Source organism: Vibrio sp. Isolate22 (assembly GCF_022398115.1).
GTDB lineage: Bacteria > Pseudomonadota > Gammaproteobacteria > Enterobacterales > Vibrionaceae > Vibrio.
This window is the reverse complement of the sequence record NZ_JAKEUW010000021.1, coordinates 66,016-80,341: the sequence shown is the minus strand read 5'-3', so window position 1 is coordinate 80,341 and position 14,326 is coordinate 66,016. Positions and strand designations below refer to the sequence as shown.

Below are 14,326 nucleotides of genomic sequence, written 5' to 3'. Positions count from 1 at the left end.
TTCAATAGCAGTATCAGAAAATTGAAAGCCTCTACCTCGTTTACCATGGTGACTTTTACATTGCCATGCTTCAACGGCTGAGTCGTCAATCCAAAACGTTACTGAGCCTCGCTTGCACAAGGCTTCATTATACTCACTCCAGTTCGCTATCTTCTTCTTCGACTTACCCATAACAACACCATGCTTCTACTACATGGGATCAGATCGCAGGACTGAGAAAAGGTTCCAACGGATTTAGTCAACAACGCCGATTTGAACTCTTGAGTATGATGTCGAAAAAAATATTGAGTCTAAAATAATCATTACTTCAGGTTTGGATAAATCTATTGTTAGCTCGGTGAGTATGCTTGGAAAGCTCTATGAGTTAAATGTTGTCGCTTCATTAGAAAAGCCTATTTGGGCTAACCAAATAAGCGAGTTGGTTGATAAAACACTTGAAGTTGAAACCATAACTAAAGGCGAGCATGGCTTTGGTCATCGTGCGACAATCATTGATGATGATTTTCCCATAAACTTGGTTTATCAGCCGCAAATTATTTCGGATATAAATGTTATTTCGGGGTTTGAAGTGTTGTCACGATGGTCTGATGAAAACGGGACCTTACTTCCACCGAGCTATTTTTTACCAGTAATTGAAGAGCTGGGAAAGCAAAAAGTTTTTACCAATATCGTGATAAATAAATTCATTCAGGATTATCACCTTCACTTCAGTGAACTGGATAAATCGTTGAGGTTCTCGATTAACATCGATCCTAATTTGTTGATTGACGAATCTGTTGTCGATAACCTACTTGATATTTATAAGCAGGGTATTGAGCATACTATCGTTGTAGAGCTGACGGAAAAGGGTTTTTCCGGCAATATTGAAAAAGAATTGTTGGCAAATATTTTACGACTTAGGTTGAATGGTTTTGAGATCTCTATAGATCTCTATAGATGACTTTGGGATGGAAGCATCGAATATTGAACGTATTGTAAAATTGCCTATTAGTGAGATAAAGGTAGATAAAACCATTACATGGGGGCTTTGCCACAACATTGATTATATGCAAAAAATCGATGAAGTTAAGAAGCTCGTTTCGGTAAAAAACGCGCGTATTATCTATGAGGGTGTTGAAAATAAAGACACATGTGCGTTTCTGGAAGCTCTAGGCGGCTTTAACCAGCAAGGCTTTCTTCATGGGGTTCCATTACTACCAGAAATCGTAGTTGAGATGCTCGCAGAGCAAAAGGAGCTAGATTACGTCGCTTCTGAATATACTTCTAATCATTAACAACGTATTAGGGTAACGAGCCAAAGCCAGCTCAATGGGCTTTGGCTCTTTTTATTACTTACCACACACCGAACAACCCGGCATCTTCATCAAATTCATCTCACGCCAGCTGTGTGACATGGCATCGAGAATCAAAAGTTTACCTTGTTTTGGTTGTCCAAACTTAGCGATAACTTTGATCGCTTCCAAAGCCTGAGCTGCGCCCACCATGCCAACAACAGGCGCCATCACACCAGCTTCAACACAGCTTAGTGCTGCGTTGCCGAACAGAGCGCTCAAACACTGGTAACAAGGTGCATTTTCTTCTTGATAAGTGAATACGCTAATCTGACCTTCCATGCGAATCGCAGCACCAGAAACTAAAGGCGTTTTAGATTCGTAACATAAGCGGTTCAATTGATTGCGCGTTTCAACGTTGTCGCTGGCATCAAGTACTAACGAATGCGCTTCAATGAGCTTTGCTAGTGCCTCGTCATCAAGTCTGTGGTCGACCGTTTCAACTCTAAGGTGTGGGTTTAACACCTGTAATGATTCAGCGGCTGAAACGACTTTCTTCTTACCAATATCAGCATCGGTGTGAAGTACTTGTCGTTGCAAGTTTGAAAGCTCAACAATATCATCGTCGATCAATGTCAGCTTACCAATGCCTGCGGTCGCAAGGTATTGAGCAGAGGCGCAGCCTAAGCCGCCGGCACCTAACACCAAAATCGAGCTCTGTTTCAGTGCTTCTTGACCCTCAAAATCAAACTGCTTGAGAATGATCTGGCGGTTATAGCGAAGCATTTCCGCATCAGACAAAATTTCCATCAGCAAGCCTCGTTAGTAAAGCGTCGAGTTAAACAGTTGAATCTGAACCGTTTCACCGACTTCAACACGACCACGTTCGCGCTCTAGTACCACAAAGCAGTTTGCTAGGCTCATTGAGCGGAAAGCGCCAGAGCTTTGGTTACCTGTTGTTTCTACCACAAATTGACCATTTTCAATCGAGTAGATACCACGTTGATAGTCAGTACGGCCAGGGCCTTTTTTAAATGCAGATTTAGTAATAGCAGGGATCGATTCTGGTGCTGTCCATGCAGTGTGACCTGCAAGTTTAGCAAGCATAGGCTGAACCAAAACATACATCGTCATCATCGCTGATACTGGGTTACCCGGTAGGCCACAGAACCAAGTGTTGTCTAGTTCACCAAATGCGAACGGTTTACCCGGTTTGATTGCTAGTTTCCAAAAGCCGATTTCGCCAAGCTCTTCAAGAATGTCTTTGGTGTAATCCGCTTCGCCGACACTTACGCCACCGGAAGTGACAACTACGTCTGCCAATTCTTGCGCTTTTACAAAAGTTTCTTTAAGCGTTGCAGGGCAATCAGGGATAATACCTAGGTCAATGGCTTCGCAACCAAACGCTTCAATCAGTGGTTTGATACCGTAGCGGTTGCTGTCGTAGATCTGACCATCTTCAAGAGGCTGACCTAGCGGTTTTAGCTCATCGCCAGTAGAGAAGAAAGCGACTTTCGGTTTGTGTGCAACAATCACATGACTCACACCAAGTGAAGCGATCATTGGAATGTCACGAGGCGTTAAACGTTCACCGCGGCTAAGAACGATGTCACCTTGCTTAATGTCGTCACCCGTAGGACGAATGTTATTATTCAGTTTGATGTCGTCTTGCTGAATTTCAATGCCTGCATCGGTTTCACGAGTATTTTCTTGCATGATGACTGCATCACAACCTTCCGGGATTTTAGCGCCTGTCATAATGCGAATACAGGTGTTTGCTGGCCATTCGCCTTCAAATGGCTGACCCGCAAAAGACTTACCCGCCAATGGCAGTACTTTACCGTTCTCTAGGTCAGCTAAACGCAGTGCGTAACCGTCCATTGCTGAGTTATCAAAAGGAGGTACAAAAATAGGGGAGAGTATGTCTTCAGCAAGAACGTAGCCCAATGCATCTGCCAATGGCAGAGTTAGAGTCGTTTTAATAGGTTTGATTGGTGACAGCAGCTTATCTAGTGCTTCTTCAATTGGCATTAAGCCCGGAGCGTCGCAACAGCCCATAATTGAAATCCTTTGATCGTTATTGTTTTGATTTTGTGGTTGGCAATGGTGGTTCAATAATGATTAAAACACGCTTTTCGTCAACGAAATTGAAGCCACTTTAGCACAGTTTAGCCCCCGTAAATAATGACCTCCCTTAAAATATGGGTGTATTTATTCAAAATTCCGAGTATCCTTGTTTGCCATCCAGAAGGGGTAACAAAAGAGGAAGTTCAATGTCAGGTCTTAGCGAATCAGCGAAGTTGGTTAAAGATGCGCTAGCAAGCCGCGGTTTAGAGACGCCAATGAGTCCTAACCAGGTTAGCCGAGAAGAGAAAAAGGAACGAATCGAGCACCATATGCGTGAGATTCTCACTCTACTCGAACTTGATCTTACGGATGATAGTCTGGAAGAAACGCCACACCGCATTGCTAAAATGTATGTGGATGAGATTTTCTCTGGTTTAGATTACGCAAATTTCCCTAAAATTACCGTAATTGAAAACAAGATGGGCGTTCGTGAGATGGTACGTGTAAAAGACATTACCGTGACCAGTACTTGTGAGCACCACTTGGTGACGATTGATGGTAAGACAGCTGTCGCTTACATCCCTCGTGGTAAAATCATTGGTCTGTCTAAGATCAACCGTATCGTGCGCTTCTTTGCACAGCGTCCACAAGTTCAAGAACGTATGACTCAGCAAATCCTTGTCGCTTTGCAAACCTTGCTTGAAACAGAAGATGTTGCTGTAACCATGGATGCGGTTCACTATTGTGTGAAATCACGCGGTGTAATGGACGCAACCAGCGAAACAACAACGACAGCACTGGGTGGTATTTTCAAATCTAACCCAGCGACTCGTCACGAGTTTTTACACGGCTTACGTTAATCGCCAGTGATGTGATAAGCACGATTTAGCCTCAATAAATCGGCAACTAAGATTCTAAGCCTCGCACTCGCGGGGCTTTTTTGTGCCTGTAATAAAGTTAATTGTAATGGCTGCGAATGTGGTCATTATCGAAAGTGCAGAATGAGTAAGTAGGGAGTATGTTTGTCTGCGTAGTTTTCTGACTATGTATGAGATCCCCGACTCAGTCGTTCCTCCTTCTCGGGGATGACGGAGGATATTAAGGGATTTGACTCAAGTGTATGTTGAGAGTGACGGAGAATTTCGACGAGTTTATTCAGGTCAATCTTGAGAACAGTGGTGAAAATGTCTGAGTGAAACGCACTCAACAAGTTTTGGCACGCACCTCCGTCATTCCCTAAAGCGAGGGACGAGCGTAATAGGGAATCTCATGTTTAGAGGTAATAGTGGGAAAGGTGGTTGGGAAGAGATGCGCTCTACATAGTGCAAAGCGCAAATTTAATTTTAGCTGGTGGCGTGCTTACGACAGGTTAAACAAACGCTTTAAACTATGAATAAAACCGGACGGCTTATTCTCTGCTTGATAGATGTTCAAGCCATCATAGAAACTCGCCATGAACTCAACACGAATTTCATCGTCTGTGCTTCTTGATAATCGAGACAGTAGCTTGGCGGTCGCTGCCGCGTGATCATTAGCTAGGCTGTAATCCATACCGAGTCGACCTTGAATGAACAACCATAAATGCGTTACCAACTTTAACTGCTGAGAGTTAGAGTTTTGAAACTTGTCGCCATGCTCACTGCCTACCGTATTATCGAAAACACTTTGCATCGCTTCGCTAGCGTCTTTATTGCTCTCAAAACGATAGCTGGCATCGATATGTTCTTTGGTCAGTAGACCAAGCAGTGTCTGACGTGCTGAATTATCAGGCTTATTCTCACAAGCGTGTTTAAACAGAGCGTGGTTTTCGTCGATAAAAGACGAGAGCTCTTTCTCGAAACCCGTTGCAATCGCAGTTACTGAATCTAAACCTGACTCTTTCAAGCAAACGTGAAGTTTTGTTCTAGCTTGTTGGTTTTCTTCTAGCTTTTGCTGATTACTGGTTGGAAGCTCAGTCATTACTCTGTAGCTCTTCCCACGTAACTTCAGCTGATTGTGTGTCGCTATTAACGAATGCAGAGTTGCCCGTCAGCATAACTGAAAGGTCCATAGTACGCTCTGTCATTGCAGCCAGTTGCTCAATACCATCATTGTCTAGACGAACAATTTGGGCTTTCAGGTAACCGAATTTACCTTTGTTCTGCTCCCACCAAACGTTTGATTTAGTGTTGAAGCTGAACACACGAACAGATTTTGACAGGCGAGTGGCTTTCTTAACACGTTCTGCGTCAGGTTCACCCACATCGATCCACTCAAGGATCTGGTCATCTAAAGACTTCTGCCACAAATCAGGTTCTTCGATAGTCGACAACCCTTTAGTAAATTGAAGCTCTGGTGAAGCATTGATACAAAATGCCATGATACGAGCCATCATACGATGTTCTGTTTCAGAAGGATGCTGTGCAATCGTTAGATTAAAAGAGTCGTAATAGTCGCGGTTCATATCAGTTAAAGAGATACGAAACTTGTAGATTGTCGGTTTAAGAGCCATTGGTGCGGTGTCTTAGGTAAAAATAGTGAAGGGGAATCTTACCTTAAATCTCTGAATAGCGGGTAAAAAAATAGCCAGCAGAGGCTGGCTATTTTTAGAAAGCTTTAAAATACTAAATTAAAGTACTTTGATGCTGTCAGCTTGTGGGCCTTTTTGACCTTGAGATACTACGAACTCAACTTTTTGGCCTTCAGCAAGAGTTTTGAAACCTTCGCCAGTGATTGCAGAGAAGTGTGCAAATACGTCTGGACCGTTTTCTTGTTGAATGAAACCGAAGCCTTTAGTTTCGTTGAACCATTTTACTGTACCAGTAACTGTGTTAGACATGATGTTATCCCTAAAATTAATTTTTATAGTGAGCCAATTGTGGCACTGATAGCGTGGAAAAGTTTATTGCTATTGCGTACAACACAACGGGGTTACTAGTAATCCAACGAAATGTTTATATACAAAGAACTTTCTTTCTAGCCGAAATCGAGTCTAAATCAAATCAGGGGATAGTCAATCGAATCCATAGTGAAAGGTTGCAGAAACTTGGGGGTAGTCAAACTTTGCATTCCTTAAATATCATGTAGTTACAGTTGTATGGTGATTTCTTGTCGTTTTTGTGAAAAACATAGGTAAGTTTGATGACAAAATTAGAGTGGTTGCACTTTTTTTACATACTCTGCTTACGGAAAAGAAAGCCGCTAAATTGACCTGAAGCACCGTATTTAACGGCTTTATTTATAAAATCATCTAATATTTGTGCTGATTGTTTTAATGGCGTTGCTACCTTTTTAGGCGATAGAGGTTGCCATTGTCAGTACTAAATAAAATATCCCCATCTGGTGAGGTTTCGATGTCTCTGATTCTTTCGCCTAGGTCTTCTAGAATACGTTGCTCGTCAGTCGCATCACCTTGCTCATTGACCGTTACCACATTGATATGGGTAAGTTTAAGTGCGCCTGCTAATAGTTTTCCTTTGAGCTCTGGGAACTTATCCCCTTGATAAACCACTAAGCTGCCAGGGGCGATTGAAGGAATGTAGACCTTTTTAGGTGCTTCGATGCCTTCTTTAGTTTCCGAATCACCAACGCTGATTGGTCCCCAATACTCTTTACCATGAGATGTGACAGGCCATCCGTAGTTTGCTCCCGCTTTTATTAGGTTAATTTCATCACCACCACGTGGACCATGCTCAATCGACCACAGCTTTTTAGTAGGAAAGTCGTAGAACAGTCCTTGCGGGTTTCGGTGGCCATAGCTCCAGATTTCGTTGAGAACTTTGTCGTTGTTTACAAATGGGTTGTCGCTTGGTGTGCTTCCGTCTGCATTCAAGCGCAATATCGAGCCAGCATGAGTTAAGGTGTTTTGACCGTTGTCTCGATCTCCACGGTCGCCAATGGAAAAGTAGAGGTGGTTATCATCGAAGGTAATGCGGCTTCCAAAGTGACGACCTGTGTCGGTTCTCGATTCTGAAACGAATACATCTTGCCAATTAGACACTTCACCATTTTTGTAATCAGCAGAAGCGAGTGTGGTTACACCTTCATCATCGATGTTTTTGCTGTAAGTGATATAGAGTCTGTTTTCTTCAAAGGGCGAAAAGGTGATATCTAACGCTCCACCTTGACCTTTTGCCCACATATTGGGAAGCCTGAACAGTGTGCTCTGGTCACCGGTTTTCAAATCAACATGTTTGATCACACCTTCTTTTTCTGTGACTAGCATGGATCCTTCGTCTACATAGGCGAGCCCCCATGGAATCACGAGCCCATCGGTGATCTTCTCAGCTTGCCAAGCAAAGGCCGTTGTTGAGGCAAGGGGACCAGACACAACCAGTGCCAAAGCTGAGGTGAGAATACGGTGATAAGTGTTCATTGAAGTCCCTTCATTGTTGCGGTTTAGTGTTAGTCTAGCGCGTGTCAGCGAGAGGCGGAAAGTTAAGGTGTGTGAAAAGTGACTATTCACATATTTAGTTCAGCCAGTGTTGTATGATTATACGAGCTAACGTATGTTTACTCTGCGACAGTCCAATCGATCCTTTCGGAGCACCATGAATATCATACCTGCAACATTCTCTCTATCTTCTATATCTCTATGTTGTGAGGTTGATAAAGCAAACCTTTTAATTGCGTGTACAGCCTCATGAGCCGTCGATTTGATTTTAAGTCGATCTTGATGGCGTGTTTGGTCATCAGTATCGGTCAACTCAGTATGGGTTTGGTGTTTCCTTCTTTACCTTGGATCGCAAAGGACTTTGATGTCTCGCTAGAGCAAGCCCAGTTGTTGGTGAGTGTCTACCTGCTAGGTTTCGGACCTTCGCAGTTTGTTTATGGTCCAATTTCAGATGCTTTAGGGCGTAAAAAGGTACTATTGAGTGGCTTACTACTCGCTATGCTTGGCTTGTTGATGATCATCTTCTTCAGCCACTCTCTTACCAGTATGGTGATGGGGCGCTTCCTACAGGGGTTAGGTACAGGCTGTTGTGCTGTATTGGCTCGCGCTTCCACACGAGATAGATTCAACGGGGCTGACTTACCATTAGCGATGTCTTACATTGCGATGGTTGCGTCGATTACACCGCTTATTGCGCCCGTCATCGGTGGCTTTATCAACTTCCACTTTGGCTGGAGTATGGTGTTTATCTCGCTGCTTGGCTATGTCTCATTAGCTTGGGTCGTGTTGGCGTTTAAATTCAAAGAAACCGTTGTACAGATGTCGCCGATTCCCTCACCGAAGAAAATGGCATCGCAATACAAAGAGCTACTCACTTCTCGCTACTTTATGAGCTTTGCGAGCATTGGCTGGCTTAACTTTAGTCTCATGATCACCACAGTATCGGTGATGCCATTCATCATGCAGAACCAAATCGGAATGACATCCGATGAATACGCGATGTGGGCGGTTATTCCTGCGTTGGGTATGCTTGGCGGGACAAGTTTGTGTAACCGTATCCGTCCAATGTTAGGTAATAAGAAAACACTGTTATGCACGCCTGTGTTACACATTTCGGCAGCATTGTGGCTGTTCTTCTGCCCACTTGAGCCGCTCTATCTGATGCTCGGTCAGTTTTTGATGATACTGGGGAATGGCATCGCGTTACCTTGTGCTCAAGCTTTGGTGATGTTGCCTTACAAAAAGAACGCAGGTGCAGCGGCTGCGATGTCGGGAGGTGGCCAAATGGTTGTGTCTTCGCTAGTAAGCATGGGGTTGGTTAAACTTGGCCTTGGCGAAGCGTGGCATCTGTCATTGGTAATCGCACTATTCACGGCGATTACGTTATTGAATATTTTGCGTGGCTTTAGTAGCCAAGAAGCGAGAGACGCTCAGCTTAGCTAGTTAAATGAGTTCTCGAATTTAAACTGGAAGGCCACTGAAATGATGAATTTCAATGGCTTTTTTAATGCTCTAACTGCTTTGGTTTCACTTACCCAGATATCTGCTATTCGCAAACCACGGCGACTTTCTCACTGGCTGCAGTCTTAGCTGGAACCGGATGGTCGATCAGTCGAATAGGGGACTCATAGAGCTCAGATAAGGCCTGTTCATTAAGCAACTGATCAGCGCTGCCTTCAAAGGCGATCTTACCTTTCTTTAGGGCGACTATGTGTGTCGCGTAACGCAGTGCAAGATTCAAGTCGTGCAGAATCACGATGATACCAACGTCTTCTTTCTTATTGAGCTCTGACAGCAAACCCATCAGTTGGAACTGGTGATGAACATCTAGCGCGGATGTTGGCTCGTCGAGAATCAAGACTGGAGACTGTTGGGCGAGCAACATTGAAACCCACGCTCGTTGGCGTTCACCGCCGGATAAGTCATCCGCTAAAGCTTGTGAAAACTTGGTAACGCCTGTTCTATCCATAGCTTGTTGAATAATGGATTGATCTTCAGAGTTCCAACGACCAAACGCTCCGCGCCAAGGAAAACGTCCTAAACGAATCAATTCTTCGACCGTTAAGCCTGCCGAAGCAGGGAGCTTTTGAGGTAAATACGCAATCTTCTTGGCTAAGTCTTTGCTTTTGAGAGAAGAGATAGAAGCGCCATCCAACTTTACTGTGCCGTGATCAGGTGCCATTTGACCAGAGAGCAAGTTAACCAGCGTCGATTTACCAGAACCATTGTGACCAAGAACGACCGTAAGTTCATTTGTTGGAATAGAAAGCTCGTCAATTGAGAGAATGGTGCGCTCGTCACGGACCATTTTTATATTTGAAAGCTGAAACATGTTAGTCCTGGATTTTTAGATTAAGTGATAGTGTTAAGCGGTTTTCTTATTGTCTGGGTGTCTAGGGCAATCGTCGCAATATTTTCTAGAGTCACACTTGTAGACTAAGCAACAGCTGACCCTAACGAGCTTAAGCAAGCCTGTTGTATCGTCGACTTTGAGGCTGTCTAAGTGGTTCTCTGGTAGTTGGCACGCTGTTAACCATAGCCTTGCTTGCTCAGTGATGTACTCATTAGTCAGGCTTTGCTCGCGCTGTTGCAGTTTGATCAAACAACCCAACAGTAGATCCGCGAGCAAATGGTTGGTAAACCCAGGACGAATGCGTGTCCACTCACTAATCTGGCTGCGAAAAAATTCTGTGAGTTCCAATATGGCTTGACCCGCATGTGGGATTAACTCTTCAGGTGTACCGTGTTGGTGATCACCATTAAAGAAGCGGTATCCTGTGACGAATTCTTTATACCTAAACTGACCGATATTCTTGATATCTGGCAATGAATGAAGGCCATAGATAGAAACGAAGGTGACGTAGATTGGCTGCCAGCATACTAAATCCCAGGTTCGAGTTAACCAATAAGCTTTACCTGCTTCGGAATGGTTTTCCGCTAAGCCATCGTAAACGCGCTTTATCTCGATGTGGCTTTTGTCATTTGTGATGGCGATACTTTTGCTGCTCAGAGAACCATAACTGCCGCTTAAATAAGGGGTAATCTGTTTTGAATAAGCGAAGATTTTCTGGTGTAGAGAAGGAGCTCTACGACGAGTGGCAATATTGTGCAGCTGGGAAAGCATGTTAAACCAGTAAATGATAATCAGTTGCGTTATCATATCGAACCTTATCGATGATAACCATACAAAATGGAGCATCTCCTCGAAGAACTCTAATTATAGAATTTATAAATTGAGTGCGTCTTAGTCATTTTTAAGTGATAAAAGCCTCTTTAAATGATAAAAAGTATTTCTGAATTAACTTAATTGCTGCCACTAGCGAGATTATAAAAGCGTGACTATGAACACTCCTGCATTTGACCGTATCAGCCGTGTCTTGGCTTATATACATGCGAACCTCAGCTCGACATTATCTTTAGAGGATATTGCGAAACAGAGCTGTTGGTCTCGCTGGCAGCTGCAAAGAGTGTTTCAAGCCGAAACTGGGCTCACTGTGGCGAACTACGTCAGAGAGCTTAAGTTAAGCCAAGCAGCTGAAGAACTGTTAGATACCAAAGAGCGAGTTATCGATATCGCGCTTGAACTGGGATTCAATTCAGAAATTAGCTTTAGCCGTTCGTTTAAGCAGATGTTTGGCTCCAGCCCGAGTCAGTACCGAAAAGCGGGCAAAAGAACGGGGCTTCGTAAACCGATACAAGTGTCTGACATGCTGAGCAGCGCTGATAATGGCCCGCTGAGCTTTGTTGAAGTCCGTATTGAGGAAAGAGAGTCGTTCCTAGTGAAAGGCATCACTTCTGAAATCAGTGGTCTGTTTTCGCTGACACAAGATTTTGCACAGAAAGTCCCTCAATTGTGGTCACGATTAGAAGGGGAAGTGACACTACCTGACGACAATGCCTATCAGTTCATTGGTGTGGTTGATCTCACTCAGGCTTGCTTTGATGGTACCAATATTCATTATTGGGCGGGAGTTGAACTGAATGATGAGATTTCAATTCCTCAATTGCCGAGCATTATCTCTGACAAGCTAGAGATCTTAAACATTCCAAAGCAAACCTATGCTGTGGTTAAACATTGTGGTCCGATTGAGAATCTTCGACATACTTTGAGTTGGTTTGTACTCAATTGGTTACCAAGTTCTGGTTATCGAGGTGTTGATGGCTACGAGCTTGAAGTATACCCACTCGATTATCAAACTCATGCAGCAGATGCAGTGATGGAGTACTGGGTTCCTATTATTAAATCGTAGTCATATCGCGTCTAGTATACTCTTTACAAAGCCATTCACTAAGTAAGGTCAATTGTGTTTTTAATCATCAATTGACCTTATTTCGTTATAAATAGGCCAAGTTCTTTTTGAACTTGCACCAAATTGTTAATTATCCCATCTATAGATACATACAATGCAAATGAGATTTATTATTATTTACAATAAGCATTGGTACCGAGGGAATCATGACCACTCACACTCGTTTTAAGTATTCATCACTAGCAGTTGCATTGCTGACTGCACTTTCAGCGCAAGCCATGGCGGAAGAGACCGTTCCTACGGCAGATTCGAATGTAGAAACAGTTACGATTATGGGTAAAGCCTATCGTAATACCGCGACTAAATCGGCACTTGAGCCTGAAGAAACGCCTCAAGGTATCACCGTTATTGATGAAGAACAGTTAGAGCAACGAGGTGTTCAATCTTTGAATCAAGCCCTTCGTTATGCACCGGGTGTTGTAACTGAAAACCGAGGTAGCTCGGTAGCAATGTTTGACTCTTACTCTATTCGTGGTTTCGCGACTAACAATGTTAACTACTACGACGGTCTGTCACTTCAATTCTTGAATGGTTGGAACCTACAACCGCAAATTGACCCGATTGCAATGCAGCAAGTAGAGATCTTCAAAGGGCCAACCTCTGTACTTTATGGTGCTATGCCACCGGGTGGTATGGTCAATATGATCGCTAAAGCGCCACAAACGGAGCAATCTACTAAAGTTGGCGTTGCAACAGGTTCACGTAATCTACAAGAAGCGTCGATTGATACTACTGGTCAGTTCGGCGACAGTGACTTTTCTTACCGTTTGATAGCACTTGCTCGCAAGCAAGACAGCCAAGTTGATAACGCAGAAGAAGAGCGTTACTTGATTGCTCCTTCTGTGGACTGGCAAGCAACGGACAGCACGTTAATCAACTTCAATCTGTACTACCAAAATGACCCTTCAATGGGTATCAACTCGGCAATGCCGTTGGATGTGCTGAAAGCAAGTGATCCATCTGTTTCTATGGGTGACAAGAACTGGAGTAAGTTTGAGCGTGAAGTTCTTATGGTCGGCTATAAGATCAACCATGAGTTTAATAGCAACTGGACATTCCTACAGAATGCTCGCTATACCGATGCCTCTTTATATCAAGAGAACACTTATCATGTGAGCTACGACCCAAGCACACCTAATCAGCTTGACCGTTACTTGTACTCTACCGATGAGAGCTTTAAAGGGTTTGTTATTGATAACCAATTGAGCGGTATTGTCGATGTTGGTTCAGTAGAGCATAACTTGTTGCTTGGTATCGATTACCAAGACTTGGATGGTAATGTTAACTACTCATCTTACAGTGCGAATGGCAGCGGCTTTAACAGCTTTGATCCATTGAATCCGAACAACGATCTACTAGACCGTAGTGACGTGACTAAAACCGGCGAATACTTAGATGACACAACGTCAAGCCAGCTTGGTTTCTACGTTCAAGACCAAATTCGTCTGGATGCGTTAGTGCTGATTGCTGGTGCGCGATTCGATCACTACAAGTCTGAAAGTGATTACTACGCACATGAATCCGATCACAAGCAGTTCACTTACCGTTTAGGTGGTTTGTATCAGTTTGATAATGGATTAGCACCATTCGCAAGTTATGCGACGAGCTTTGAACCCGCTCCAGGTGTTGACAAAGCGGGTAACGAATTCGATCCAGAGAATGCTCAACAAGCAGAGATTGGTGTGAAATACCTGTCTGATGATATGTCGAAAGAAGCGACGGTTTCTCTATTCCATATCGTTAAGCAAGACATGTTGATGACAGACCCAACTAATGTTTATGGCCCAAGAATCCAAGTGGGTGAAGTGGTATCGCAAGGTGCGGAACTATCAGGACGTTGGTTCGCGACAGAAAGCTTCGATATTGCAGCAGCATACACCTATGTTGATATGGAAATTACTGAAGACTCTAGTAACGGTTTAGAGGGCACGACACCGATCTATGTGCCTGAACATACGGCTAATGTGTGGGCTAACTACAACGTATTTAATGGTATGTTGGCTGGTTCTCGATTCAGTGCCGGCGCTCGTTACGTGGGTGAAATGCAAATGGATGCGAGTAACACGCAAGGTAAAGTTCCGTCTTACACGGTTGTTGATTTGTCGGTGGGTTATGACCTAGGTGCAGCAAGTGACACACTATCTGGTGCTACAGCTAACCTAGCCGTGAACAATATTTTCAACGAAGAATATTACGCGTGCTACGACCAATCTAACTGTTGGTTCGGTGCTGAGCAGTCTGTAGAGCTTAGCGTGAACTACGAGTTCTAATTCAGTTAGTAATATCACTTAAAAAGCAGCCTTACA

General features: G+C 43.7%; 15 protein-coding genes. 6 read left to right on the top strand and 9 right to left on the bottom strand.

The genetic code is table 11. From position 1 onward, the window contains the following. On the bottom strand, positions 1-171 hold a 171-nt coding region (locus L1D55_RS13935; RefSeq protein WP_239917833.1), incomplete at its 3' end, for a transposase. A gap of 172 nt (positions 172-343) precedes the next feature. On the opposite strand from L1D55_RS13935, the gene L1D55_RS13930 reads away from it, so the two are divergent. Beyond that, positions 344-940, top strand: a complete 597-nt coding sequence (locus L1D55_RS13930; protein ID WP_239917830.1) for an EAL domain-containing protein — start codon at positions 344-346, stop codon at positions 938-940. A 7-nt stretch (positions 941-947) separates the two neighbouring features. Then, positions 948-1,274 carry an EAL domain-containing protein gene (locus L1D55_RS13925; RefSeq protein WP_239917829.1) on the top strand — a complete coding sequence of 109 codons (327 nt, stop codon included), beginning with the start codon at positions 948-950 and terminating at the stop codon, positions 1,272-1,274. A 54-nt stretch (positions 1,275-1,328) separates the two neighbouring features. Here L1D55_RS13925 and moeB read toward each other — a convergent pair whose 3' ends face one another. Both moeB and moeA read right to left on the bottom strand, forming a co-directional pair. Next, entirely contained in the window at positions 1,329-2,081 is a 753-nt protein-coding gene (gene moeB / locus L1D55_RS13920; RefSeq protein ID WP_239917828.1) for a molybdopterin-synthase adenylyltransferase MoeB, read from the bottom strand. Between the two features lie 12 nt (positions 2,082-2,093). Continuing rightward, on the bottom strand, positions 2,094-3,329 hold the full coding sequence (moeA, locus tag L1D55_RS13915; protein WP_239917827.1) for a molybdopterin molybdotransferase MoeA: 1,236 nt from the start codon (positions 3,327-3,329) through the stop codon (positions 2,094-2,096). A 215-nt stretch (positions 3,330-3,544) separates the two neighbouring features. On the opposite strand from moeA, the gene folE reads away from it, so the two are divergent. After that, the gene (gene folE, locus L1D55_RS13910) at positions 3,545-4,198 is read left to right on the top strand and encodes a GTP cyclohydrolase I FolE (protein ID WP_004737232.1); all 654 of its coding nucleotides are present in this window, start codon (positions 3,545-3,547) and stop codon (positions 4,196-4,198) included. 499 nt (positions 4,199-4,697) lie between these two features. Here the strand turns inward: folE and L1D55_RS13905 are convergent, their stop codons facing one another. The 4 genes from L1D55_RS13905 to L1D55_RS13890 form a co-directional block, all read right to left on the bottom strand. After that, a complete protein-coding gene (locus tag L1D55_RS13905) occupies positions 4,698-5,297 on the bottom strand; it encodes a hypothetical protein (RefSeq protein WP_239917826.1) in 600 nt (199 codons plus the stop codon). Beyond that, the gene (locus tag L1D55_RS13900; RefSeq protein WP_239917825.1) at positions 5,290-5,829 is read right to left on the bottom strand and encodes a YaeQ family protein; all 540 of its coding nucleotides are present in this window, start codon (positions 5,827-5,829) and stop codon (positions 5,290-5,292) included. The genes L1D55_RS13905 and L1D55_RS13900 overlap by 8 nt, the downstream gene beginning before the upstream one ends. A gap of 117 nt (positions 5,830-5,946) precedes the next feature. After that, entirely contained in the window at positions 5,947-6,156 is a 210-nt protein-coding gene (locus L1D55_RS13895; protein WP_004737278.1) for a cold-shock protein, read from the bottom strand. A gap of 444 nt (positions 6,157-6,600) precedes the next feature. Further along, on the bottom strand, positions 6,601-7,692 hold the full coding sequence (locus L1D55_RS13890; RefSeq protein WP_239917824.1) for a PQQ-dependent sugar dehydrogenase: 1,092 nt from the start codon (positions 7,690-7,692) through the stop codon (positions 6,601-6,603). Between the two features lie 267 nt (positions 7,693-7,959). On the opposite strand from L1D55_RS13890, the gene L1D55_RS13885 reads away from it, so the two are divergent. After that, on the top strand, positions 7,960-9,153 hold the full coding sequence (locus L1D55_RS13885; RefSeq protein ID WP_239917823.1) for a multidrug effflux MFS transporter: 1,194 nt from the start codon (positions 7,960-7,962) through the stop codon (positions 9,151-9,153). Positions 9,154-9,256: 103 nt separating this feature from the next. On the opposite strand, the gene L1D55_RS13880 is transcribed toward L1D55_RS13885, so the two are convergent. Further along, positions 9,257-10,042, bottom strand: coding sequence for an ABC transporter ATP-binding protein (locus L1D55_RS13880; RefSeq protein ID WP_239917822.1), 786 nt, complete (start codon positions 10,040-10,042; stop codon positions 9,257-9,259). Positions 10,043-10,075: 33 nt separating this feature from the next. Beyond that, a complete protein-coding gene (locus L1D55_RS13875) occupies positions 10,076-10,834 on the bottom strand; it encodes a siderophore ferric iron reductase (RefSeq protein ID WP_137408704.1) in 759 nt (252 codons plus the stop codon). A 217-nt stretch (positions 10,835-11,051) separates the two neighbouring features. On the opposite strand from L1D55_RS13875, the gene L1D55_RS13870 reads away from it, so the two are divergent. Next, the gene (locus L1D55_RS13870) at positions 11,052-11,960 is read left to right on the top strand and encodes an AraC family transcriptional regulator (protein WP_239917821.1); all 909 of its coding nucleotides are present in this window, start codon (positions 11,052-11,054) and stop codon (positions 11,958-11,960) included. Between the two features lie 206 nt (positions 11,961-12,166). Further along, on the top strand, positions 12,167-14,290 hold the full coding sequence (locus tag L1D55_RS13865) for a TonB-dependent siderophore receptor (RefSeq protein ID WP_239917820.1): 2,124 nt from the start codon (positions 12,167-12,169) through the stop codon (positions 14,288-14,290). The last annotated feature ends 36 nt before the right edge of the window (positions 14,291-14,326 follow it).